Genomic DNA, 23,158 nt, shown 5'->3' with positions numbered 1-23,158 from the left:
CTCGTCCACCGGAGGACATGCACCGATGAAACCGCTGGCGGCGCTTGCTGCCCTGACGGTCGCCCTGGCGACCAGCGTCTCGCCCGCGTTCGCGCGGACGAGCTACGTGATCGACGACGCCCACCTGCTCTCGCCGACGGCGATCGCGCAGATCAACCAGCAAGTCGGCGACTTCAACGCGCAGACGCGCAAGGAAGTCGTCGTCGTCACGACGCCGACGCTCGGCGGCGTCGCGCCCGACGCCGCGATCGAGCGGAGCTTCGCGCAGCAGCAGGTCAACGGCGTCGAGATCTTCATCGCGAAGAACGAGCACGAGATCCGGATCGCGGGGACGACGGCGGCCTCGCGCTACTTTCCGGCAGGTTCGTATCAGACGATCGCGCGCACGATGCGCGCGTCCTTCAAGACCGGCGACTACGACGGCGGCGTCGAGAACGCGGTCAGCACGATCATCAACACCTATCGCGGCCACGAGAGCTCGCTCAACGGCAGCCGGCGTCCCGCCGGCGCCGTCGCGAGCCCGAGCCGCAGCAGCGAGACCGGAGGCGGCTTCAACATGGGATGGATCTGGTGGATCATCATCCTCGCCGTGATCTTCTTCGTCATCCGCGGGATCTTCCGCGCGCTCTCGGGGCCGCGGATGATGGGCGGGCCGGGCTACGGGCCCGGACCCGGCTACGGCGGCGGGTACGGCCCCGGCTATGGCCCCGGCTACGGCGGGGGCGGCGGCGGTTTCTGGAGCGGCCTGCTCGGCGGGCTCGGCGGCGCGTGGCTCGGGAACGAGCTCTTCGGGGGCCGGCGCGACGTCGGAGACGGCGGCGGCTACGCGGCCGGTGGGTTCGATCCGGGCCAGCAGGCCGACGCCGGCGGCTGGCAGGACCAGCCCGGCCAGATCGACACCTCGAACATCGGCGGGTCGTCGTGGGGCGACTCGGGCGGCGGTGACTCCGGCGGGGGTTGGGGCGGCGGCGATTCCGGCGGCGGGGGCGGAGACGGCGGCTGGTAGCGGACGCCTGCGTCCGACGCAGCGTGAAGGCGAACGGCGAGGGCGTCCGGAGTGATCCGGGCGCCCTTCGTGCGTGATGGAGGCTGCGCTTCGACGGGCTCAGCGTGACGACGCGGCCAGCGTGACGATGCGTTAGATTTGAAAGTCGAGGACGAAGGCTTGGTCCATGGTTTGGCCCGGGTGCTCGCCGGCGGAGCTGTGACCGACGACGTCGGCAGGGACGCCGGCGACCGTGGTCCACGGGGGGACGGGGCGGATTACGACGCTGCCGGCAGCGACCTTCGCGCCCTCGCCGACGGTGATGTTGCCCAGGACCGTGGAACCGGCGCCGAGCAGGACGCCGCGGCCGATCTTCGGGTGCCGGTCACCGCGCTGCTTCCCGGTGCCGCCGAGGGTCACGCCGTGCAGCATCGAGACGTCGTCGCCGACGACCGCGGTCTCGCCGATCACGACGCCCGTCGCGTGGTCGATGAACACGCCGCGGCCGATCCGCGCCGCCGGGTGGATGTCGACGGCGAACACGTCATTGACGCGCCCTTCGATGAACGTCGCCAAGTCGGCGCTGCCTGCGTTCCACAGCGCGTGCGCGACGCGCTGCCATTCCAGCGCGTGGAATCCTTTGGCGTAGAGAAACGGCGTGACCGCGTCGCGGTACGCCGGATCGCGCTCGAGATTGGCGCAGAGATCCGCGGCAGCGTTCAGCGCGATCGACGGATCGTCGCGCATCGCACCGGCCGCAACCTGGAGGAGCGCGGCTTCGTCGACACCGGCGCCTGCGAGTTTTCCGGCGAGCACGTGCGCGAGGGAATCCGCGAACGATGAACGGCCCGCAATCGTCCGCTGCAGCAGCGCGACGAGAACCGGCTCGCCGCCCTGGATCCGGCGGGCGTCGTCCCGCAGGATCGTCCACAGGCGCTTGACGAGGTCAGCGGCGTCCGCTTCGGGCGGCTGGGAGATCTGCAGGCTCATTGCGCCCTTGAACCCGCCGCGAACCGCGTCGGGTGCGGCACGCCGAGCCGGATGACTACAACCGGCTCAAGACGCCCTGCAGCAGGCCCGGGAGCTGCTGGAGCACTTGCGGGTTCTGCTGGACGAACGAGACCGCCGCGTCGCGCAGCGCGCCGGGATTCTGCTGCGCGTGCTGGATGAGCGCGACGACGTTCTGCTGATCGCCGCTTTTCGCAGCGTTCGTATCGACGCCGGCGTCCTGCGCCGTCGCCTCGTCGTGACCGTGCGCGCTGAGTGCGCCGAGCAGGCTCGTCCCGAGCGCGGCGAGCTGGCTTCCGTTCATTCCCTGCGCGCCTTGGGTGAGATGATCGGCCAATTGCCCCGGATCGGCGTCGGCGACGTGGTCTCGCGTCGCGTCGGCGACCTGTTGCGGGGACGCGCTGCCAAGCAACGACTGCGCCTGGTTGAGAAGATTCTCGAACATGCCCTCTAGTACCGGACGCGTGAGAGACAATCCCGGCGAGCGGCCGCTGCGGGCCGGCGACGCATTCAGCGCACGCGCGCCGCGGCCGCGATCGCGTCGAGCCGCGCTTCGGTGACGCCCGCGACGTCCAGCAGCTCGTCGAGCGAATCGAACGGCCCGTTCGCGTCGCGAAACGCGACGATCCGCTCCGCCAGGCGCGGTCCGAGCCCCGGGATCGCGGCGAGCTGAGCGGCCGACGCCGCATTGAGATCGACCGGAGCGGACGGCGCGTCGGAGAGGTTCGGCGACGCACCGTCGGAGACACTCGAGGACGCGCCGTCGGGGAGCGTACGCGCGTCGAGGCGGTGATGTCGATGCTTTCCGTGCCGCTTCCGATGCCCGGCGCGGCGGTGATGCGTCGCCGTCGCGGGTGCGGCGCCACCCTCGGCCGTCACGACGACCTCGTCGCCGTCCTGCAGGTGCGCCGCGAAGTTGACCGAGACCGGATCTGCCTGCGGCCGCAGGCCGCCGGCGAGCGCGACGGCATCGCGCACGCGCGCGTCGCCGGAGACCGCGTAGACGCCGGGATGCATCACTTCGCCCGCGACGTACACCAACGCGCGCTCCGGCGCACGCGCACGCGACGGCGTGCGCGGCGGCGGCGAGGCGGGGAACGACCATCCCGTGCGGGCGGGCTCACCGGGGATCGCCGGCGGCGCCGGACGGAAGAACACCAGGGCGGCGCCGCCCGCGGCGGCGACTGCGACGATCAGCACCATCTTCACGCCGCTCGTTCACGCGTTCCGTGTACGCCGGCAAGAGGGCGACGGGGTCGGGCCGACGCAGAGACCGCGAATGTCCGACGAACGCAGCTACGATTTTCGCGCCGTCGAGCGCGCGTGGCAGCAGCGCTGGGAGCGCGATGCGATTTACGTCGCACGCGACGACGACCCGCGACCGAAATACTACGTGCTGGAGATGCTGCCGTATCCGTCGGGCGATCTCCACGTCGGTCACGCGAAGAACTACACGCTCGGCGACGCGATCGCGCGCATCCAGCGGATGCTCGGCTTCAACGTCGTTCACCCGATGGGCTGGGACGCGTTCGGGCTGCCCGCCGAGAACGCGGCGATTCAGCGCGGGATCGAGCCGGAGACCTGGACGCGCTCGAACATCGAAAACATGCGCCGGCAGCTGCGTCTGATGGGAACGAGCTACGATTGGACGCGCGAGTTCGCGACCTGCGATCCCGAGTATTACCGCTGGAATCAGTGGTTCTTCTTGCGGATGTTCGAGCGCGGGTTGGCGTACAAGCGCGAAGCGCCGGTGAACTGGTGCCCGGTCGATCAGACCGTGCTCGCCAACGAGCAGGTCGAAGACGGACGCTGCTGGCGCTGCGGCGCCGCAGTCGAACGGCGCAACCTCGCGCAGTGGAACTTCAAGATCACCGATTACGTCGATCGCCTGCTCGAAGGACTCGATCGCCTGAGCGGCTGGCCGGAGCGGATCCGCACGATGCAGCGCAACTGGATCGGCCGCAGCGAGGGGACGACGTTCTCGTTCGAGGTCGAGCATCTCGATGCGCGGATCGACGTCTTCACCACGCGCGTCGACACGGTGTTCGGCGCGACGTTCGTCGCGGTCGCTCCGGAGCATCCCGTCGTCGCGCAGATCCTCGAACGTTTTCCGAAGAGCCGCAACCGCATCGAGGAGTTCGCGGCGAGTCTACGCAGCAAGAGCGAGCTCGAACGCACGCAGCTGATGGAGAAGACCGGCGTCGCGACCGGCGCCTACGCGATCAACCCGCTCTCGCGCGAGCAGATCCCGATCTGGGTGACCAACTACGTGCTCGCCGAATACGGGACCGGCGCGGTGATGGGCGTCCCCGCGCACGACGCGCGCGATTTCGATTTCGCGAAGAAGCACGGGCTGCCGATCGCGCAGGTGATCACGACCGCCGACGGCTCGCTGCAAGCGCCGCTCCACGAAGCGTACGAAGACGACGGCAAATTGATGGCGTCGGGCGAGTATAGCGGGATGAAGTCCGCGGCGGCGCGGCGCGCGATCACGACGCGGCTCGAGGCGATGGGCCGGGGCTCGCTAGCGATCAACTACCGCATCCGCGATTGGCTCGTCTCGCGCCAGCGGTATTGGGGCACGCCGATCCCGATCGTGTACTGCCCTACCGACGGGATGGTCGGCGTCCCCGACGCGCAGCTCCCGGTGCTGCTGCCGAAAGACGTGCACTTCACCGGGCAGGGTTCGCCGCTCGCCAACGACGCGAACTTCATGCAGACGACGTGCCCCAGGTGCGGCGGTCCCGCGACGCGCGATCCCGACACGATGGATACGTTCGTCGATTCGTCCTGGTACTTCGTGCGCTACCTCGATCCGCACGATGCGGCGAAGCCGTTCGATCCGCAGATCGCTACGAACTGGATGCCGGTCGACCAGTACATCGGCGGCGCGGAGCACGCCGTGCTGCACTTGCTTTACGCGCGCTTCTTCTACAAGTTCATGATCGACGCGGGGTATCTCTCGGGCGACGACGAGCCGTTCACGCGCCTCTTCAACCAAGGCACGCTGCTGTACGGCGGCGAGAAGATGTCGAAGTCGCGCGGCAACGTCGTCGGGATCGACGAGACCGTCGAGCGTTACGGCGTCGACGCGATGCGGCTCTTCCTGCTCAAGGCCGCGCCGCCGGAAGATGCGCTGGATTGGACCGACGAGGGGATCGTCGGGCGCGTGCGCTTCGTCCAGCGCGTCTGGCGCGCGGCCGAACCGATCGCCGCCGGCGCGCGCACCGTCCCGCTCGACGTGCTCCCGCCGATGGCCGGCGACGCGCAGCGCGAACTCGTGCGCGCGCTGCACATTGCGCTCGAATCAGGCAAAGGCGAGACGCTGACGCGGCGCTTCCATTACAACGTCACGACCGCGAAGCTCGACGAGCTGATCAACCTGCTCACCGCGGCGATCCGCGATCTGGGTGCGGAAGACGCGGCCCTGCGCTACGTCGTGCACGCCCTGCCGATCGTGCTGGCGCCGTTCGCACCGCACCTCGCCGACGAGTTGTGGTCGCGGATGGGCTACGACGCGAGCGTGCACCTCGAACGGTGGCTCGAGCCCGATCCCGCCGCGCTCGCCGTCGATGTGATCACGCTGGTGATCCAGGTGAACGGCAAAGTGCGCGCGCGCATCGATACCGCGCCGGGGATCGCCGAAGACGACGCGCTCGCCTTGGCGATGCGCGAGCCGACCGTGACGGCGCAGATCGACGGGAAGCAGGTCCGCAAGCGCATCTTCGTCCCGGGCAAACTGCTCAACATCGTCACGTCACCCTGAGCTCGTCGAAGGCCCCCTCGAAGCATCCCGGCCGTATCTTTTCGCTCCCCTCGGTCGTCATCTCGGTAGATCCCGTCCCGACTCAGGAGAATACCGATGATCTCGCCCGAAATGCGCACGCCCCCGATCGTCTCGGCTGCCGAATGGGAAGCCGCGCGTCAAGCGCTGCTCTGAAGGAAAAAGCCCACATGCGCGCCGGCGACGCACTCGCCGCCGAGCGGCGGCGTCTGCCGTGGCTGCGCGTGGAGAAACCGTACGTCTTCGAAGGCCCCGGCGGCCGAGCGACGCTGCTCGACCTCTTCGAAGGACGTTCCCAACTCATCGTGTACCGCGCGTTCTTCGAACCCGGCGTCCACGGTTGGCCCGATCACGCGTGCATCGGCTGTTCGATGTGCGCGGACCAGGTCGCGCATGTCGCGCATCTCACGCGCGCGACGTGACGCTCGCGTTCGCATCGCGCGCCGCAGCAGGACATCGCTCGGCTCAAGGCCCGGATGGGGTGGACCATGCCGTGGTACACGATCACCGACACCTTCGATGCCGACTTCGGTGTGGACCAATGGCACGGCCACAACGTCTTCTTCCGCGACGGCGACCGCGTGTTCCGCACGTACTCGGTCAACAATCGCGGCGACGAAGCAATGGGCGGTACGTGGGACTACCTCGACATCACGCCGCTGGGACGTCAGGAAGCGTGGCAAGACTTGCCGGACGGCTATCCCAAGAGCGACCCGTATCAGTGGTGGAACTGGCACGACGCATATGGGCACGCGCGCGACGGCAAGTGGAACGACGTGGTCGCCGCCGCGCTCTCCGAACTCAAACCGCAACGCGAGGCCGGCTGAGATGCTGCCGCTCGTCGGCCACATCGCGGGGATCCCCTTCGAAGAACTGCTGACGCCGTCGGCCCTCGCGATCAGCGTCGGGCTCGTCGTGCTGCGGATCGCCGCGGAAGCCGCACTTCGGCGCGGTAGGTAACGGCACGGCGATGCCGGTAGCCGCGGGGATGGAGGACAAGGCGCGCACGCTCGTGCCGGCCATGACGGACGCCCGCGACGGGTTCATGGAACTCGTCGACGACATCCGGCCGGAACTGCACCGGTACGCCGCGCGCATGACGGGCTCGGCGATCGACGGCGAGGACGTGGTGCAAGAGACGCTCGCGAAAGCGTTCTACGCGCTCGCGCAGATGACCGAACCGCCCAACCTGCGCCCATGGCTCTTCCGGATCGCGCACAACACCGCGATGGACTTTCTCAAACGATACGAGCGCCGGCACGTCGAGCTCGTTGCGGACGCCCCCGACCGCGCCGCACCCGCCGGCGACGACGACGCGGTCGATCCGTCGCTCGTCGAGGCGGCGCTGACGGTGTTCGTCGAGCTGCCGCCGGTGCAGCGCAGCGCGTTGCTGCTCAAAGACGTGCTCGGACCCTCGCTCGAGCAGACGGCGGACACGATGGGCACGACGGTCGGCGCCGTCAAATCCGCGTTATCCCGCGCGCGTCACACGCTCGCCGTCACGCCGCGCGCGGTCCTCGATCGTCCCACGGCGCCCGCGTCAGCCGAAGAGGCGGTGATGCTGCGGCGCTATGTCGCGCTCTTCAATGCGCGCGACTGGGACGGACTGCGCGCCTTGCTCGCCGAGGAAGCGCAACTCGACATCGTGTCGCGCGTCAAGCAGCGCGCGATCCGGGCCGGCTACTACGAGCGCTACCGCGAGCTCGTGAAGAGCGAACACCTGCGCGCCGAGTCCGGCGTCGTCGACGGCTTGCCCGCCGTCGCGATCTTCCGTCCCGGGCAGGACGCGCAGCCGGCGTACTTCATCATTATCGCGTCGGAAGGCGGGCGCCTGATTTCGATCCGCGACTTCCGCTACGTGCCCTACGTCGCGGCCGGCGCTCGGTACCGGCCGGCGTGAGCGGCCGGCATCCGACGTATCCGGTCGCGCCGAGGCGGGGCGGAGGTCGCCGCGAATGGAGGGCCATGCAACTCCCAGCACTTCGCACGGTCGCCGTGGCGGCCGTCGCTTTCACGGCGGGCGCGGCGTTCGCGCACCTGCCGCAGCCCGCGCGCGCGGCGGCAGCGCCGCTGCAGCCCGCCGTCTACGATCTCGGTGCACTCACGCCGGCCGATCTCGCCACGCCGGCTCCCGCGACGCCGAATCTACGCAGTAAGGCGCTCTTGGCAGCGGACGGCGCGACCGGCGCGGTCCAGATCGGCACGGTGTTCAAGCACTATCACGCCGACGCGAACGAGATCCAAATCGTCCTCGCCGGGAGCGGGACCGAGTGGCTCGGCGACAAGCAAGTCCCGCTCAAACCGGGGACGATGCTCGTGATCCCCGCGGGCACACCGCACGGCGGGACGACCGACGCGAACTTGAAGATCGTCGCGTTCAAAACGCCGCCGCAAGCCGCGACGGACATCCACCCGCTTCCGTGACGCGGGGCGTTACGCGCCGACGCCGCCCATGAATTTCTCGCGCTCGCGGAAGTAGTCGTACGTTGCGCGCATCCCGTCGACGAGCGAGACCTGCGCTTCCCAGCCGAGGTCGCGTTTCGCCTTGGCGGAGTTGAAGTAGACTTCGCGCGCGTCGCCGGGGCGCCGCGGCGCGTGCGTGACCGGTGCCTCGAACCCGGTGATCTCGACGAGCGCGCGGTAGATGTCGTTCACCGACGTGCGTTTGCCGGTCCCGATCACGAAGATCTCTTTCGATCCGGCGGCGAGCGCCGCGACGTTGGCGCGGACGACGTCGCCGACGTAGACGTAGTCGCGCGTCTGTTCGCCGTCCCAGTCGATGCGGATCCCCGCCTTGGCGAGAAACTTCCCAAGGAAGATCGCGATGACGCCCGCTTCGCCGTTGGGATCCTGGCGCGGGCCGTAGACGTTGCCGTAGCGCAGCGCGGTGTAGTCGAGGCCGTGTTCGGACGCGAAGAACCGCAGGTAGTGCTCGGTCACCATCTTGGTGATGCCGTACGGCGAGACCGGGCGCTGCGGCGACGTCTCGTCGACCGGCATCGCGTCGACGTCGCCGTACGTCGCGGCGCTCGAAGCGAAGATCACCTTGTGCGTTCCGGCTTTCACCGCCGCGTCGAGGACGTTGAGCATCCCGATGACGTTGACGTTCGCGTCGAGTTTCGGATCGCGGGCACCGATCGCGACCGAGTGCTGCGCGGCGTGATGGCACACGATCTCGGGCTTGAACTCGGCGAAGATCCGGTGCACGCCGTCGTCGCGGATGTCCATGTGCACGAACGACACGTTTTCCGGGATGTTCTCGCGACGGCCGCCGCCGTGCGACCAGAGGCTGTCGAGCACGACGACGTCGTGCCCTTCGGCGACGAACGCGTCGACGATGTGCGATCCGATGAATCCGGCTCCGCCGGTGACGACGATACGCATGCGGCCGGTTGGGTTCGGCCCCTGCGGGGACTCTCCCGCGCCGCAACGCTTGCTCGCACTGCGTCGGCGCTGCATCACAGTCACGCCGAGCGTCGCGTCACGCTGAGCGTGTCGCGGCGCCGCCACCGATATGCTCGATCGAGGCGGCGCTTCGACACGCTCAGCGTGACATGGAACTCAGCCGACCGGCGCGGCCGGCGCGACGGGCGTCCCGTTTGACGTCGGCGGCAAGTAGGAAGGCACCGGATCGATGCCGTGGATCGCAAGATCGCCGCCCTCGACTTCACCGTCACTGGCGCGCAGCTTCACGACGAGCGAGACGATCTTCAGCACGATGTACGTCCCGATCACGTTCCACACGATGATGCAGACCGCGGCGAAGAACTGCAGCCACAGCTGCTTCGGATTCCCGAAGAACAGACCCGAGACCGAGACCGGCGACGTCTTCTTGTCGCCGCTGAGGTATTCGATCATGTTGGGGTTGGCGAAGAGCCCGACGCACAGACCGCCCATGAGGCCGGCGACGCCGTGCGTGTGCAGCACGCCGAACGTGTCGTCGACGCGCTTCATGAACGCCATCTGACCGATCTTGTTGAGGCTGAACCACGCGACCAGCGCGGCGACCCCGCCCGTGGCGATCGCGCCGTAGCCGTCGACGTAGCCGGCCGCCGGGGTGATCGCGACGAGGCCCACGATCATCCCGTTGATCATCGAGACCGCCGACGGTTTGCCCAGCGCGAACATGTCGAGCACGAGCCAGCAGAGCAGGGCGACCGCAGTCGCGATGTTCGTGTTGAGTACGGCCGCCGCAGCGTCGGCGTTGGCGAAGTACGGGTCACCGCCGTTGAAGCCGTTCCAGCCGAGCCACAAGATCCCGGCGCCCGCGAGCGCGACAATCAAGTTGTTCGGATCGAAGCTCTTGCGGTCTTCGAGCAGACGCGGGCCGACCATCGCCGCAGCGACGAAGCCCGAGACGCCGGCCGCGAGATGGATGACGTACCCTCCCGAGTAGTCGACGGCGCCCATCCCCGCGAGCCAGCCGCCGCCCCACAGCGCAAACGCACCGACGGTGTAGACCAGCGAGCTCCACAGCGGAACGAACAGCATCCACGCTTTGAAGTTCATGCGTCCGAGGACCGAGCCCGCGATGAGGATCGGCGTGATCGCTGCGAACACGAATTGGAAATAAATCATCGCCGAACCGGCGAACCGCAGCGGCGGGAAGCCGGCGCCCGCGAGCGGGATTGCCGCTTGTCCGATCTCGCCTTCGGCGCCGATCGCGGGATGCGGAATTCCAAGCACCTGGAACGCCGAGCCCATGATCTTCAGTCCGTCGCCCCAAAGCGGCACGCCGAACGACATGTTGTAGCCCCACAGCACCCAGCAGAGCAGCACGATCGAGAACGCGTAGAAGCACATGACCGCCGAGTTGAGCGCCCATTTCTTCTTCACGAGCCCCGCGTAGAGAATCGCAAGTCCCGGAATGCTCTGCATCCCGACGAATGTGGCAGCGGTGAGCTGCCACGCGGTGTCGCCCGAGTTCAGAAAACTCGGCGCCGCGATGTAGGGATTAGCATCGGCCAGGAAATCCAACGAACAAACACCTCCGCCCAGTAGTGAGACTGTGGAGCCCGTAGCGTAACGGAGATCGCGGCGCGAGCCATTCGACAACCGCGTAAGGGTCGGGCGGACCGACCCTCCATCCGGACAACGGGCCCCTTCCGAGCGGGCGGAGGGCTGCGAGTTTTGTCGGGCGTCCTTGCGATGGTGCCGGCACGCGTGAACGAGAAGCGTGGGACGCGCTCCTTTGCTCTTGCCGGCGGCAGCGTTCGTCGCGGCCGTCGCCGCGACGTCAGCAGGCGCGGCGGCCGCCGCGTTCGCCGTCGTGGTAATCGCGTGCGCGCTCGCGCTCCGGCGCACCCGCATCGCCGGAGCGTTCGCGCTTGCGGCGCTGGCGTGGTGCGCGTTGCGCGGTGCGCCTCCGATCGTCGATCGCGAATCGCGAACGCTTCGCATCGCGTGCACGATCGTCGGCGACGTCCGACGCGCCGACGGTGCCGCACGCTTTCCGTGCACGACCGCAGGCGGCGTCGCATTGCAGGTGACGGTGCGCGGCGACGCGCGCGCCGGGGAGCGCCTCGTCGTGCGCGGACGGCTCGAGCCGTTCGACGAAGCGCGCAATCCCGGCGAGCCGTCGCGGCGCGCGATCGCGCTGGGCGAAGGGCTGTCGGGCACGCTGCACGGCATGGTGATGGCGCGCGACGCACCGGACCCGCGTGACGCGCGGACGTGGGCGGCGCGGCTGCGCGAAGCGCTGGCCGCGCACCTCCGCGCACAGCTTCCCGAACCCCACGCGACGTTCGTCGCGGGCGCGCTGTGGGGCGAGCGCGGAACGCTGCCGCCCGACCTGCGCGCGGCGTTTCAGGCGACGGGCACGGTGCACGTGCTGGTGACCGCGGGCCTGCATCTCGGCGTCGTCGCCGGCCTCGTGCTCGCGCTCCTTCGCCTGCTGAGGGCATCGCGCATCGTCGCGTCGCTGGGAACGATTCCGTTCGTCGTCGCATACGCGTGGCTGAGCGGAGCGCACCTGCCGTCTCAACGTGCCGCGGTGATGGTATCGGCCGCACTGCTGGCGCGCGCGTGCGGCGCGCGTCTGGTGTCGTGGAATGCGCTCGCGCTGGCCGCGCTCGCCGTCGCCGCGCTGTGGCCGGCCGCGGTCGCGACGGTATCGTTCGCGCTCTCGTTTTCGTGCGTCGGCGCGATCGTGCTGTTCGCCCGCGTCATCGAGCAGATGCTCGCGAAGCGCGGTTTGCCCGAACGCCTGCGCGAAGCGCTCGCGCTCACGATCGCGACGCAGATCGGGGTGTGGCCGTTGAGCGCGGCGGTGTTCGGGACGATCGCGCCCTATGCGGTGCTCGCCAACGCTCTGGTGGTCCCGGGCACGGCGCTCGCAATCGTGTGCGGCGCGGCGACGCTCGCGTTCGCGCCGATCCCGTTTGCCGGAACGCTTGCAGCAAGCGCGTCCTATTGGGACGTTTCGGCGATGCTGGAGGTCGTTCGGATCGTCGCGCTGCTCCCGGGATCGCAGGCGTTCGTTGCACCGCCGCCGGCGGTCGCGATCGTCCTCTACGACGCAGCGGCCGTCGCAAGTGCGCTCGTCGCCCGCCGCAGCCTGCACGGCGCGATCGGGCTGCTCGCGCTGGCATCCGCTGCGGTGATGTTCACAACGCTGCGGCCGCCCGACGGACGCCTCACCATCACGATGCTCGACGTCGGCCAAGGCGACGGCATCGTCGTGCGCACGCCGCGCGGCCGTACGATCCTCATCGACAGCGGAGGCCGCCTGGAGCGCGGCGTCGCCGAAGGCGGAACGTCACCCGCCGAACAGGTCGGCGAGCGCGTCGTGCTCGCGTACTTGCGTCGGCAAGGGATCGCACACATCGATCTCCTCGTGAACACGCATCCGCACGGCGATCACGTCGGCGGCTGCTCGCCCATCGTCGAGGCGATGCCGGTGCGGATGATCTTCGACTCCGGCCAGCCCTACGGCGGACATGCGTACCGCGATTGCATCGCCTCGGCGAAGAAGCATGACGTGCCGATCGTCATCGCGCGGCGCGGTCTGCGTTGGACGTCCGGCGACGGTGTGATCCTCGACGTCCTCGCGCCGGCGGAGCCGTTCCTCGCCGGCACCGGCGACGACGTGAACGAGAACAGCATCGTGGCCATGCTGCAGTATGCCGGATTTCGCGAACTGCTCATGGGCGACGCGGGCGAGGCCGCGGAAGCACGGCTCATCGGGTCCGGCGACGATCTCCACGCCGAGGTCGTGAAAGTCGGGCACCATGGGAGCGCCTACGCTTCGACCCCGGACTTCGCAGCACACGTCCGTCCGGCGATCGCCGTCATCTCCGTCGGCCGGCATAATACGTTCGGTCACCCGGCCGCGGCGACGATCGACACCTGGCGCTCGACCGGGAGCCGCATCCTTCGAACCGACACCTGCGGTGCGATCACCATCGGCAATTCGCAAGAGCCGCACACGATGATTCGCTGCGAAGCGTTCTGATGCGCAGCGAAACGGGGCCGCGGTCATCGCGCTGATGTTTCAAGCCCGCCGCTTGTGCAAGAGGGCGGAGACCCGTCCATTTCGATGATGAGTTTCCGCCGAAGCGACCAATAGATGAGCGCAAACGCCAACATACCGAACGTGTATCCGACGAGATGCAAGGTAGACTTTCGGGTCCATCACCTTCTCACAAGAACGTCTGCCGATCGCGCGCGATGAGAGCGACTGCTGCTACCCTTGCGTGACGACAAGCTTTCCTCGAATATCGCCGCGCTGCAGCGCACGAAGGGCCTCGATCGCTTCAGCAAACGGAAACGTTCGGCCGATGTCTAGACGCAACGAGCCCGCGACCAACGCGGCATAGACCTCCGCGGTCGTCGCCGGCCCGCCTTCGTCCATCCGAACGTACGTGAGTGAAACGCCATCGCCGACTTGTTCGCCGGTCGGGCCGAACAGGGTCGAGACGAGTCTCCCGCCCGGCACGACGGCTGCGGCGATCGAAGCGAGTTCCGCACCCACGTGCACGAGATCGACGACGACGTCCGCGCCGCTCGGAAGTCTCTTCCGAATGCCTTCGACGATCGGCTCTGCATCGTAGTCGATGACGTCACTCGCCCCCAGCGATCGAAGAACCGACACGTCGCGGGGCCGAGCCGTGGCCGTCACGCGGGCACCCCCGGACGCCGCCAGTTGAACGACGAGACGACCGACGCTCCCCGTCGCGCCGATCACGACGACATTCTTCCCAAGAACATCGCCGGACGCGTGTCGAGCGTCGAGCGCGGCCAAGCCCACGACCGGGGCTGCGGCGGCCGTCACGGTCTCGAGGGAGTCGGGCACGCGCGCGACGAGCGGTGAGGTGATGTCAGCCCGCGCAAATTCAGCGAGACCGGCGTGGACCGCCCCACCGACACGATCGCCGACGGCATACCCGGTAACGCCGGGGCCGACGGCGACGACCGTGCCCGCAGCATCGACCCCGGGGACGTATGGAAAATGCGTCTCGAACAGTACCTTCAGTGCACCCGAGAGCACCTTGAGATCCACCGGATTGAGCGACGTCGCTTCCACGCGGAGAACGATCTCGTTCTCGGCCGGCGTCGGATCGGGAATCGACTCGAAGCGAAGGGCGTCAAGATCGCCATACGAGTGAGCAACGACTGCTTGCATGCGGCAAGTTTTTGACCGCGAGGGGCATCTCTACTGTGGACTTTTCCGAACGCTGAGCTCCCTCTTGAAGCGCAGCGAATCGGGGCGTTCTATCCGCTCTAGCGCAAGGCATCGACGTCATCGAAGAGCGCGATGTCGGTGCAAAGCGTCGCGAGGTCGCGAAACAAGAACGCTCGATCGCGGTTGCGTTCCAGGCTCTGCGCGAGCCTGCCGGGACTCGCGACGTTGACGTTCCAGGCGCGCGGATCGGCCGGGATCATTTCGAGGTGCACGTATCGGGCCAAAACGGCCGCGGCTTTCGCGCCCCAGCCGGGCAGGCCCGGAAAGCCGTCCGCCGCATCGCCGACCAGGGCCAGATAGTCCGGGATGCTCTCCGGCAGCACGCCGAACTTCGCCACGATCCCGGCTTCGTCGAAGATCGTGCGCCTGATGCGCCAAGAGTAGATCGTGTCCCCGGGCGTGGTGTATGACCCCGGCCCCCTCGTAGGATAGAGGGCGGCCATCGTGGCTCTTGGCGAAGGTTGGTTTTGCCTAGCAACTTTCCGCGAAAGGACACCACGATGGCCAAGGTCATTATGGCACTCCCGAGCTCGTTGAGAAGGGGGCGCAGGACGACGTCGTCCGCGAGCTGCTCGCCCACGTTGCCGAGCGGCTCATGGAGTTCGAGGTCGAGCAGCGCACGGGCGCCGAGTACGGCGAGCGAACTGCCGAGCGCAGTAACAGCCGCAACGGCTACCGCGATCGACTCTGGGAGACGCGAGTCGGCTCGGTCGATCTGCGTATTCCGAAGCATCGGCGCGGCTCGTACTTGCCGGCGTTTCTCGAACCGCGTAGGACGGCGGAGAAAGCGCTCGTCGCGGTGATCCAGGAAGCGTACATCCAGGGCGTCTCGACGGCGTTCGGTCGACGAGCTTGTCAAGGCGATGGGCATGACCGGGATCTCGAAGAGCCAAGTGTCGCGGTTGTGCGGTGAAATCGACGAGCGCGTGAACGTGTTTTGACGCGCCCGCTCGAAGGTGACTGGCCATACTTGTGGATCGACGCGACGTACGTCAAGGTCCGCCAGGCCGGGCGGATCGTGTCGGTTGCCGTAATAAATGCCGTCGCCGTAAACACTGATGGCGTCAGGAAATCGTCGGTGTTGCCGTTGGACCAAGCGAAGCCGAGCCGTTCTGGTTGAAGTTCTTGCGAGACCTGACCCGGCGCGGCTTGCGCGGCGTGAAGCTCGTCATTTCCGACGCGCATCTCGGCCTCAAGGCGGCGATCGCGAAAGTGTTCAACGCGACGTGGCAGCGGTGCCGCGTGCACTTCATGCGCAACGCTCTTGCGTACGCGAACAAGGGCCAACGGCAGATGGTTCTCGCGCTGATCAACACGGCGTTCGCACAAGAGACCACCGAAGCCGCGCACGAGCAGTGGCGCGTGGTCGCCGATCACTTCCGAACAAAGCTGCCGAAGCTTGCCGCACTGCTCGACGAAGCGCAGAACGACGTGCTCGCCTTCACCGGCTTCCCACGTGCGCATCGAAAGCATATCGCCTCGACGAACCCGCTCGAGCGGCTCAACGCGGAGATCAAGCGGCGTACCGACGTCGTTGGTATCTTCCCGAACGACGCCGCGATCGTGCGGCTCGTCGGCGCGCTGCTCTTGGAACAGAACGACGAGTGGCAGCTGCAGCGACGGTACCTCTCGCTCGAAGGACTCGGAGCGATCAGCGACAACCAGAACCAGCGGCTCTCAGCCGTGATTACGGGCTGAGAAACGACCCGCGTCGAGAGTTACACGTACACCACTCCGCGGGGCACGATCCCAAGAGTACGCGGACGGTGATGCGCTCTTTCCCGTTCTGCTCGAACTCGGGCCAGTACGCGCACACGCGCTCGTCGTAGTCGAGCCATCCGCGCGAATGGGCGACGGCGAGCGTCATCGCCGCGAGGCCTTTCGTCGCCGAGTGAACGACCACCATGGTGTTCTGCTCCCACGGCTCGCCGGTCTGTTTGTTCCGCACGCCGCCCCACAGGTCGACGACCTTCTCGCCGTCGCGGTAGGTGCACGCGGCGCCGCCCAACTCTCCGCGACGCGCGAAGTTCTCGGCAAAGGCATCGCGGACGGTCGCGAAACCATCAACCACGTATCCGTCGATAGGGGACGGTGCTGACGACGATCGCGGCCCTCCGAATGCACCGATCTCTCCTCGCCGATACGCGCGGCGTTCAGATCGGTTTCAACGCGCGAAGCTCGGCTAATAGTCGCCGACGTTCATGTCGATCGCCGGCCGCGAGCCTGCCGGTGCGGCCGATTCGGCAACCAGCACGCGCGCGTAGGCCTCGGCCGTCGCCGCGACGACGGCGTGGATGGTGGCCTCGGACGCGCCCGGCGGCAGCCGGCGGCGATCCGCCCTATCGAGCCGCCCGCGCGTGATGATCAGCGTGACCGCGAGCCGCAAGAGCCGCGCGATGCCGCGGTCTGCGGATTCCGCGCGGCGCCGCCTGAGCAGTTCGTCGGAGGACACCCCAAGCTGCGCGAGACGTTCCTGCGCCTCGACGACTGCTCGCGCGCTGCGCAGGTATTGCGCAACGGAAAGATCGATCGACCAGCGCTGCTCGTCGGTGAGCGCGACCGCCGGGGTGGAGGCAAGCGTCATTGTAACCGTCATAACGGTTACAATCATAGCGCCCGACACCGCGCTAGTCAAGGGCTTCCGGGGTGGTACGAAACCTAATTTTAGGTTACACTACCTGGGCAGTGGAACTTGAATCCAGCGCCGGAAGCCCGGATTTTCCGCTCCATCACGGGCGCCTTTCGCTCAGCTTCGCCGGCACCGTGGCAGACCGGGGCTCGGCGATGACCGAGCGCGTTCCGACGCCCGCGCTCCTGAGCGCGTGGCTTCGACACGCGGGCCTTGCAGCAGAAGAGCGAGAGCCGACGCGCGCGCTGTACCGCCGGGCACTGCGGCTGCGCGAAGCGATCGCGCGTGCGGTTTCCGCGCTCGTCGACGGGAACCGCCCGAGCGCGGAGGATGTCGCGACGCTCAACGATGCAGCGCGGCGCTGGTCGTCGCGGCCGAGTCTCGACGTCCAGACGCTGACGCTGTCGAGCAGCCATCCTGAGACGATCGAGAGCGGGCTCGGCAGAATCGCCGCCGACGCGATCGAGCTGCTCGCGGACCCGCAGGAGCGCGCGCGGCTGAGGCGCTGCGGGTTAGATTCCTGCGGGGCGATCTTTCTCACCCCGGCGGGCCATCGCGAACGCCGATGGTGCTCGATGGCGCGCTGCGGCAATCGTGCGAAGGTCACGGCGTTCCGCAAGCGCGCGAAGTCGAGGTGACGTTACGATCATTCAGGGCAGCCGGCGGCGCCTTTGCGGACGTGCGCCCACAGGTGCAGCAGTCCCGCGTGGCGGCCGTCGCCCTTCTTGTCGATCTGCCAATCCGGCACGAAGACCAGTACGGGCCTGAGCGCGATCAGCTGCAGGCAATCCGTCGGTAGGACGTCGCCGACGACGCGTCCGAGGGTGCCGCGCATGAACGTGCCGTCGGCGGCGACGTGCGTGCGCGGGGCCTCGTCGCGCAGAAGCCGTGGCCGCAGCGGACGCAATGCCGGCGGGATGCGCGCCGGGCTGCTCGCCGGCACGGGTGACGTGCCGTCGCCGGCGGCGCGCGCCGGCGCGGCCGTTCCGCCGCACGGCGGCGACGTGCTGCGCGCTGCGGACGCACCGAAGCTTGCGATCCACAGTGCATCCGGCAGCGGAACGACGTATTCCGCGAGCGACCGTTCGAGCGGCGGCAGCTGACCGCGGTCGAGCGCCGACTGCGCTTCGCCGAACGGCTGGCATTGATCGCCGACCTTCACGCGATACGTCGTCACCCAGCTCGCGACGTGGATCCACCCCTCCGACGTGCGCACGCCGACCGCGTCGAGGAGCCGCGCCTTCGCCTCGTGAGCGATGTCCTGATCCCCCAGCCGCGTCGGACGCGCGAACGACGTCTGCTTCTGCGCGTCGTTGTAGTACTGCGTCGCGTAGCCCGCGGCGACAAGATCGACGAACGTCGGGCTGGTGACCATCGCATTGAGGCGCCCGTTGAGATCGGCGTTGCGGCCCCGGGACAACTCGTCCTGAATGTCGCCGATCGCGACATCGAGAAATCGCGCGGCCGGACTGCCGGTATCCTCGCGGTTCGGGTTCGCGTTGAGCAGACGCGCCGCAAGCAGCAGCACGGTGCGGTGCTGCGTCTCCGTCTGCGCCAAACCGTCGAGCGCGAACAGATACGCGCTCATCTCCTGCTCGTCTTCGAGCGTGCTCTGGGCTTTGAAGACGTTGCTCTTCGGCAGCACCGTGTCGGTGAGCACCTTCGTGAACGTCGTTTCGTAATCGCGCTGTTTGTCGATTTCGGCGATGCGGAGGTTGTAGATCGCCAGCGCCGACGAGATCAGCGTCGCGATTGCGCTCGGCGCGATGAACTGCAGCAGCAGCGTGCGCCACGAGGGACCGGAACCGGCCTCCATGCTCGAGGTTTTGAGACCAGAGGGCGCTTGCCCCTTTCGCTCCGATGTCTATCGCGAACGACGTGATGCGGCTATCATCCGTGGAATGGCCGAAGAACGCGTCCTCGTCCCCGGGTCCGAGCGCGACGCGCCGCCCGCAGCCGTGAGCGGCGGTGCCGCACCGTCCGATCACACCGTCGAACTCACCATCATCGTGCGCCCGCGCACACCCGTCCCGGATGCTCCCGATACGGGCGATGCCGTGATGACGCGCGAGGAGTTCGCTCAGCGCTACGGTGCGGCGGCCGAAGACATCGCCGAAGTCGACCGATTCGCGTCGGCATACGGGATGACCGTGCAGTCGACGGACGCGGCCCGGCGCAGCGTCGTCGTGAGCGGAACGGTGCAGAACGTGTGCGCCGCGTTCGGCACGACGCTGCTGCAGTACGAGCGGGACGGGGTGTCGTTCCTCGGCCGCACCGGTGCGCTCAGTATCCCCGCGTCGCTCGCCGCGATCGTGCGCGGCGTGCACGGACTCGACACCCGCCCGCAGGCGCGCGCGCACTTCCGGCGCATCCGCCAGCCGCGCGCGGGAGCCGTCTCGTTCACCGCCGCGCAGCTCGGCGCGCTCTACGGTTTCCCCGCCGATGCGACGGGCCGCGGCCAGACGATCGCGCTGATCGAACTCGGCGGCGGCTACAAGCAGTCGGATCTCGATGCGTACTTCAAAGGTCTCGGCATCGCGACGCCGACGGTGATCAGCGTCGGCGTCGACGGCGCGGCGAACGCGCCCGCCGGCGATCCCACCAGCGCCGACGGCGAAGTACTCCTCGACATCGAGGTCGCGGGCGCGCTGGCGCCCGGCGCGACGATCGTCGTCTACTTCGCGCCCAACACCGATCAGGGATTTCTCGACGCGATCACGACCGCGATCCATGACGCGACGAACCGGCCGACGGTCGTCTCGATCAGTTGGGGCGGGCCGGAGTCGACGTGGACGCAGCAATCGCTGACGAATTACGATCAGGCATTCGCCGACGCGGCGATGGTGGGCGTGACGGTGACGGCGGCCGCGGGCGACAGCGGATCGTCGGACGGCGTGACCGACGGCAACGCGCACGTCGATTTCCCCGCGTCGAGTCCGCACGTCGTCGCCTGCGGCGGAACGCGCCTCGACGCCGCCGGGACGACGATCGCAAGTGAGACGGTGTGGAACGACGGCGCGGGCAACGGCGCGACGGGGGGCGGGATCAGCGACGCGTTCCCGCTGCCGTCATGGCAGGCGAACGCCGGCGTGCCGCCGTCGGCGAATCCCGGCGGCCGCGTGGGGCGCGGCGTCCCGGACGTCGCGGCCGACGCGGATCCGCAAACCGGCTACGCGATCGTCGTCGACGGCCAGAACGAGGTCTTCGGCGGGACGAGCGCCGTCGCGCCGCTGTGGGCCGCGCTCGTCGCACTGCTCAACGAACGGCGCGGCGCGCCGCTCGGCTTCGTGAACCCCGCGCTCTACGCGCAGCCCGCGGCGTTTCGCGACATCACGCAGGGCACGAACGGCGCGTACCGTGCCGCGCCTGGCTGGGACGCGTGCACGGGGCTCGGCAGCCCCGACGGCGCCGCGCTCGCGCGCGCTACTTCCCGTTCCAGTGGATGAGGCGCTTGTCGGCGAGCATGAAGAGCACGTTGAGCGCGTAACCCAGCATCCCGGCGACCAGGATCGAGGCGTACATGTCGTTGACGTGGAGGATCTGCTCGCCCTCGATGATGCGGTGCCCCAGACCCTGATCGCTGCCGATGAACATCTCGGCGACGACGACGATGACCAGCGCCGTACTGATCCCGTTGCGCAGCCCGACGAACGTCTGCGGCAGGCTTTCGTAGACGAGGACGTCGCGAAATATCTGGAACCGCGACGCGCCCATCACGCGCGCGGCGAGCAGGCGCGATTTGCGCGCGTTCATCACGCCGTACGCGCTGTTGAACATCACGATGAGAAACACGGAGAAGCCCGCGATCGCGATCTTGTTGACGTCGGTGATCCCGAAGAACAGGATGAACAGCGGGATCAGCGCGCTCGCCGGCGTGGAGCGAAAGAAGTCGATCAGAAACTCGACGCTGCGATAAAGCCGCTCGTTGCTGCCGAACGCGACGCCGATCGGGACGCCGAGCACCGCGCCGATCGCGAACGCGAGCAAGGTCCGCGTCAGCGTGACCACCGTATCCGCGCCGAGCGTCCCGTGCACGAACGCATCGCCGAGATAGCCGAGGGTCTCGAACGGCGACGGCAGCAGCACGGCGCGCACCACGTGCGCAGCGCTCACCGCCCACCAGAGCGCGAGAAACGCCGCCGGCCCGGCGAGCGGCAGCAGCATCGCCCAGCGCAGGCGCGGAACGGGCGCGCGCGGCGCGCGCGCCAGGGTTCGGCCGGCGACCGTCATCGCCGCATCTCCGCGCGGAAGATCTCGAGCGCGTGCCCTTTGGTCGCGACGAACCGCGGATCGGCGAGGATCTCCGCCGTTCGCGGCCGCGGCGTCTCGTAGGCGATCGTCTCGACGACGCGCGTGGGGCGTTTGCTGAGCAGCACGATGCGGTCGGCGAGATAGACCGCTTCCTCCAGATCGTGCGAGACCAGGACCGTGGTCAAGCCCGTCTCGAGAAACACCGCCTGCAGGCGGTCGCGCACGTACAGCGTCATCTCGTAATCGAGCGCCGAGAACGGTTCGTCCAGGAACAGGACTTCGGGATCCGCCGCGAGCGCGCGCAGGATCGCGACGAGCTGCTGCTGTCCGCCGGACATCTCGTAGGTGTGCCGGCGAAGGTCGAGCGTGATCTCGAACCGCGCGAGCAGCGCCTCGACCCGCGCGACCTGCTCCTTGCGCGGCACGCCGCGGACCTTCAACGGGTACTCGATGTTCTCGAGCGCCCGCATCCACGGGAAGAGCGAGTCGCGGTAATTCTGAAAGACGTAGCCGATCCGTGCCGAGCGGAAATCGCGGCCGCCGATCTGCACGCTCCCGCCGTCGAACGGGATCAGCCCGCTCATCATGTTGATCAGCGTCGACTTGCCGCAGCCGTTGGGGCCGAAGATCGTGGTGAACGTCCCGCGCGCGATGTCGAGATCGAACCCGCGATAGACGGGCTGGCCCGCGAAGGACTTGTCGAGCCCGCGGACGCGGATGAACGCTTCGTCGGCACCGTGCTGCGCGCGTTCCGGCGAAGGAGCGATCATCCGCGGTAGATCATCGGCGCGACCTGCAGCTTGCGCGAAAAGATCTTCTCGCTGTAGAAGAGGTCGAAATTGTCCTGGAAGTACCGGATATCCGCCGGCTTGAACTCGTCGTAGAGCGTGTACGAGATCGCCGGGATCGCCTCGGCGAGCTTGACGTCGAACGTCGTGTACGCCGGATACACGGCGCGCGCCGCGTTGATGTTCTTGCGCACTTCATCGAAGCCGCGCTTCATCCCGGTGATGTATTTCTTGACGTCGCCGGGCGCGTTCTTGAGGGTCTCGGCAGCGATCACGGCGGCGCCGCCGTACCAGGGCGCATCCGGATTCCCGAGCAGGTACTTCGAGCGCACGCCGGCCTCGAGCACGCGCACCGTGCCGTTGAGGCGGCCGACGGTTCCGTTGGGCTCGTACGTGTACGCCGCATCGATCTGTCCCGCCGCGATCGAGGCGACGTGCTGCGCCGGCGCGAGTTCCATCGGCGGCGTGTCGACGCCGTTCTTGCCGAAGATGATCTTCGCTTCGAGCATCGCCTGCGGGCCGACGCCGGTGGCGATCTTCTTCCCCTTGAGGTCGGCGATCGTTTTGTACGGCGAGTCTTTGGCGACGATGACCTCGTCGAGGATCGACTTCTGACTGCTGAGATTGGCACCGAGGATCTTGAAAAAATTCGGCGACGCGATTTCGGCGAGCGCGAGTTGCGTCGAGCCGGTCCCCGTCGCGGTCGCGTTGATGCGGCCGGCGAGCAGCGCTTCGGTGACCTTCACCTGATCGGCGAACTTGACCAATTCGACGTCGGCTCCGGCGTCTTTCCAATAACCCATCTGCGCTGCGACGAAGAACGGCAGCGCCGCCGCGACGGGCCAGTACCCCACCAGAATTTTCGTGCTGGTCTGCGCGAGCGCCGGACTGCCGGCGACGCTGCAGACGCCGGCCGCGCCGGCGGCGGCGAGAAAGGTGCCTCTCTTCAAACGAACTCCAACAGGCGAGCGCGAAGCGCCGTGCGGCGCGTCGCATCATCCTATTGATGCGGCTGCGCCGCGTCACGCGC

21 protein-coding genes and 2 pseudogenes are annotated in these 23,158 nt (G+C 68.1%); 10 read left to right on the top strand and 13 right to left on the bottom strand.

Annotated features, from left to right (window positions below):
- The first annotated feature begins 25 nt into the window (after positions 1-25).
- Entirely contained in the window at positions 26-1,006 is a 981-nt protein-coding gene (locus tag WPS_RS01370; RefSeq protein WP_317996073.1) for a TPM domain-containing protein, read from the top strand.
- A gap of 132 nt (positions 1,007-1,138) precedes the next feature.
- On the opposite strand, the gene cysE is transcribed toward WPS_RS01370, so the two are convergent.
- The 3 genes from cysE to WPS_RS01355 form a co-directional block, all read right to left on the bottom strand.
- The gene (cysE, locus tag WPS_RS01365; protein ID WP_317996072.1) at positions 1,139-1,975 is read right to left on the bottom strand and encodes a serine O-acetyltransferase; all 837 of its coding nucleotides are present in this window, start codon (positions 1,973-1,975) and stop codon (positions 1,139-1,141) included.
- Positions 1,976-2,030: 55 nt separating this feature from the next.
- Positions 2,031-2,438 (bottom strand): hypothetical protein, encoded by a 408-nt coding sequence (locus tag WPS_RS01360; RefSeq protein ID WP_317996071.1) that lies wholly within the window; start codon positions 2,436-2,438, stop codon positions 2,031-2,033.
- 65 nt (positions 2,439-2,503) lie between these two features.
- Positions 2,504-3,196, bottom strand: a complete 693-nt coding sequence (locus WPS_RS01355; protein WP_317997585.1) for a ComEA family DNA-binding protein — start codon at positions 3,194-3,196, stop codon at positions 2,504-2,506.
- A gap of 76 nt (positions 3,197-3,272) precedes the next feature.
- On the opposite strand from WPS_RS01355, the gene leuS reads away from it, so the two are divergent.
- The 5 genes and pseudogenes from leuS (at position 3,273) to WPS_RS01330 (ending at position 8,201) form a co-directional block, all read left to right on the top strand.
- The gene (gene leuS / locus WPS_RS01350) at positions 3,273-5,759 is read left to right on the top strand and encodes a leucine--tRNA ligase (RefSeq protein ID WP_317996070.1); all 2,487 of its coding nucleotides are present in this window, start codon (positions 3,273-3,275) and stop codon (positions 5,757-5,759) included.
- Between the two features lie 143 nt (positions 5,760-5,902).
- Positions 5,903-6,604, top strand: a pseudogene (locus tag WPS_RS01345) (DUF899 family protein).
- Position 6,605: 1 nt separating this feature from the next.
- Positions 6,606-6,737 carry a hypothetical protein gene (locus WPS_RS01340; protein ID WP_317996069.1) on the top strand — a complete coding sequence of 44 codons (132 nt, stop codon included), beginning with the start codon at positions 6,606-6,608 and terminating at the stop codon, positions 6,735-6,737.
- 10 nt (positions 6,738-6,747) lie between these two features.
- Entirely contained in the window at positions 6,748-7,677 is a 930-nt protein-coding gene (locus tag WPS_RS01335) for a sigma-70 family RNA polymerase sigma factor (protein ID WP_317996068.1), read from the top strand.
- 95 nt (positions 7,678-7,772) lie between these two features.
- Positions 7,773-8,201 (top strand): cupin domain-containing protein, encoded by a 429-nt coding sequence (locus tag WPS_RS01330; RefSeq protein WP_317996067.1) that lies wholly within the window; start codon positions 7,773-7,775, stop codon positions 8,199-8,201.
- 9 nt (positions 8,202-8,210) lie between these two features.
- On the opposite strand, the gene WPS_RS01325 is transcribed toward WPS_RS01330, so the two are convergent.
- Both WPS_RS01325 and WPS_RS01320 read right to left on the bottom strand, forming a co-directional pair.
- Complete coding sequence (locus WPS_RS01325; protein WP_317996066.1) at positions 8,211-9,161, bottom strand: NAD-dependent epimerase/dehydratase family protein; 951 nt, start codon at positions 9,159-9,161, stop codon at positions 8,211-8,213.
- Positions 9,162-9,338: 177 nt separating this feature from the next.
- Positions 9,339-10,754: an ammonium transporter gene (locus WPS_RS01320; RefSeq protein WP_317996065.1), complete on the bottom strand. Its 1,416-nt coding sequence runs from the start codon at positions 10,752-10,754 to the stop codon at positions 9,339-9,341.
- Between the two features lie 214 nt (positions 10,755-10,968).
- Between WPS_RS01320 and WPS_RS01315 the strand changes: the two genes are divergently transcribed.
- Complete coding sequence (locus WPS_RS01315; protein WP_317996064.1) at positions 10,969-13,230, top strand: DNA internalization-related competence protein ComEC/Rec2; 2,262 nt, start codon at positions 10,969-10,971, stop codon at positions 13,228-13,230.
- A gap of 231 nt (positions 13,231-13,461) precedes the next feature.
- On the opposite strand, the gene WPS_RS01310 is transcribed toward WPS_RS01315, so the two are convergent.
- Complete coding sequence (locus tag WPS_RS01310; protein WP_317996063.1) at positions 13,462-14,400, bottom strand: quinone oxidoreductase family protein; 939 nt, start codon at positions 14,398-14,400, stop codon at positions 13,462-13,464.
- Positions 14,401-14,498: 98 nt separating this feature from the next.
- Entirely contained in the window at positions 14,499-14,798 is a 300-nt protein-coding gene (locus WPS_RS01305; RefSeq protein WP_317996062.1) for a 5'-3' exonuclease H3TH domain-containing protein, read from the bottom strand.
- Positions 14,799-14,960: 162 nt separating this feature from the next.
- Here WPS_RS01305 and WPS_RS18045 point away from each other — a divergent pair.
- Positions 14,961-16,158 (top strand): annotated as a pseudogene (locus tag WPS_RS18045) (IS256 family transposase).
- On the opposite strand, the gene WPS_RS01290 reads toward WPS_RS18045, so the two are convergent.
- Both WPS_RS01290 and WPS_RS01285 read right to left on the bottom strand, forming a co-directional pair.
- Positions 16,148-16,531: a serine hydrolase domain-containing protein gene (locus WPS_RS01290; protein WP_317996060.1), complete on the bottom strand. Its 384-nt coding sequence runs from the start codon at positions 16,529-16,531 to the stop codon at positions 16,148-16,150. The pseudogene WPS_RS18045 and the gene WPS_RS01290 sit on opposite strands and share 11 nt — an antisense overlap.
- A 111-nt stretch (positions 16,532-16,642) precedes the next feature.
- Positions 16,643-17,044: a hypothetical protein gene (locus WPS_RS01285; protein ID WP_317996059.1), complete on the bottom strand. Its 402-nt coding sequence runs from the start codon at positions 17,042-17,044 to the stop codon at positions 16,643-16,645.
- Between the two features lie 62 nt (positions 17,045-17,106).
- Here WPS_RS01285 and WPS_RS01280 point away from each other — a divergent pair, with 62 nt between their 5' ends.
- Positions 17,107-17,727: a CGNR zinc finger domain-containing protein gene (locus WPS_RS01280; RefSeq protein ID WP_317996058.1), complete on the top strand. Its 621-nt coding sequence runs from the start codon at positions 17,107-17,109 to the stop codon at positions 17,725-17,727.
- Positions 17,728-17,735: 8 nt separating this feature from the next.
- On the opposite strand, the gene WPS_RS01275 is transcribed toward WPS_RS01280, so the two are convergent.
- Positions 17,736-18,905, bottom strand: coding sequence for a hypothetical protein (locus tag WPS_RS01275; RefSeq protein WP_317996057.1), 1,170 nt, complete (start codon positions 18,903-18,905; stop codon positions 17,736-17,738).
- Positions 18,906-18,990: 85 nt separating this feature from the next.
- On the opposite strand from WPS_RS01275, the gene WPS_RS01270 reads away from it, so the two are divergent.
- Complete coding sequence (locus WPS_RS01270; protein WP_317996056.1) at positions 18,991-20,535, top strand: S53 family peptidase; 1,545 nt, start codon at positions 18,991-18,993, stop codon at positions 20,533-20,535.
- On the opposite strand, the gene WPS_RS01265 is transcribed toward WPS_RS01270, so the two are convergent.
- Genes WPS_RS01265 through WPS_RS01255 form a run of 3 tightly spaced genes read right to left on the bottom strand, consistent with a single transcriptional unit; the run spans position 20,513 to position 23,078 of the window.
- The gene (locus WPS_RS01265; protein ID WP_317996055.1) at positions 20,513-21,319 is read right to left on the bottom strand and encodes an ABC transporter permease; all 807 of its coding nucleotides are present in this window, start codon (positions 21,317-21,319) and stop codon (positions 20,513-20,515) included. The genes WPS_RS01270 and WPS_RS01265 overlap by 23 nt on opposite strands.
- Complete coding sequence (locus tag WPS_RS01260) at positions 21,316-22,110, bottom strand: ABC transporter ATP-binding protein (RefSeq protein WP_317996054.1); 795 nt, start codon at positions 22,108-22,110, stop codon at positions 21,316-21,318. The genes WPS_RS01265 and WPS_RS01260 overlap by 4 nt, the downstream gene beginning before the upstream one ends.
- Positions 22,107-23,078, bottom strand: a complete 972-nt coding sequence (locus WPS_RS01255; RefSeq protein WP_317996053.1) for an ABC transporter substrate-binding protein — start codon at positions 23,076-23,078, stop codon at positions 22,107-22,109. Before WPS_RS01255 ends, WPS_RS01260 begins: the two co-directional genes overlap by 4 nt.
- Positions 23,079-23,158: the final 80 nt, after the last annotated feature.

The organism is Vulcanimicrobium alpinum (assembly GCF_027923555.1).
GTDB lineage: Bacteria > Vulcanimicrobiota > Vulcanimicrobiia > Vulcanimicrobiales > Vulcanimicrobiaceae > Vulcanimicrobium > Vulcanimicrobium alpinum.
Note: the sequence above shows the minus strand (reverse complement) of the source record. Positions and strands in the feature narration are given on the sequence as shown.

Coding starts and splice junctions, on each gene's coding strand:
- WPS_RS01370 (WP_317996073.1), top strand. CDS start 26: ATGAAACCGCTGGCGGCGCTTGCTGCCCTGACGGTCGCCCTGGCGACC.
- cysE (WP_317996072.1), bottom strand. CDS start 1,975: ATGAGCCTGCAGATCTCCCAGCCGCCCGAAGCGGACGCCGCTGACCTC.
- WPS_RS01360 (WP_317996071.1), bottom strand. CDS start 2,438: ATGTTCGAGAATCTTCTCAACCAGGCGCAGTCGTTGCTTGGCAGCGCG.
- WPS_RS01355 (WP_317997585.1), bottom strand. CDS start 3,196: ATGGTGCTGATCGTCGCAGTCGCCGCCGCGGGCGGCGCCGCCCTGGTG.
- leuS (WP_317996070.1), top strand. CDS start 3,273: ATGTCCGACGAACGCAGCTACGATTTTCGCGCCGTCGAGCGCGCGTGG.
- WPS_RS01340 (WP_317996069.1), top strand. CDS start 6,606: ATGCTGCCGCTCGTCGGCCACATCGCGGGGATCCCCTTCGAAGAACTG.
- WPS_RS01335 (WP_317996068.1), top strand. CDS start 6,748: ATGCCGGTAGCCGCGGGGATGGAGGACAAGGCGCGCACGCTCGTGCCG.
- WPS_RS01325 (WP_317996066.1), bottom strand. CDS start 9,161: ATGCGTATCGTCGTCACCGGCGGAGCCGGATTCATCGGATCGCACATC.
- WPS_RS01310 (WP_317996063.1), bottom strand. CDS start 14,400: ATGCAAGCAGTCGTTGCTCACTCGTATGGCGATCTTGACGCCCTTCGC.
- WPS_RS01285 (WP_317996059.1), bottom strand. CDS start 17,044: ATGACGCTTGCCTCCACCCCGGCGGTCGCGCTCACCGACGAGCAGCGC.
- WPS_RS01275 (WP_317996057.1), bottom strand. CDS start 18,905: ATGGAGGCCGGTTCCGGTCCCTCGTGGCGCACGCTGCTGCTGCAGTTC.
- WPS_RS01270 (WP_317996056.1), top strand. CDS start 18,991: ATGGCCGAAGAACGCGTCCTCGTCCCCGGGTCCGAGCGCGACGCGCCG.
- WPS_RS01265 (WP_317996055.1), bottom strand. CDS start 21,319: ATGACGGTCGCCGGCCGAACCCTGGCGCGCGCGCCGCGCGCGCCCGTT.
- WPS_RS01260 (WP_317996054.1), bottom strand. CDS start 22,110: ATGATCGCTCCTTCGCCGGAACGCGCGCAGCACGGTGCCGACGAAGCG.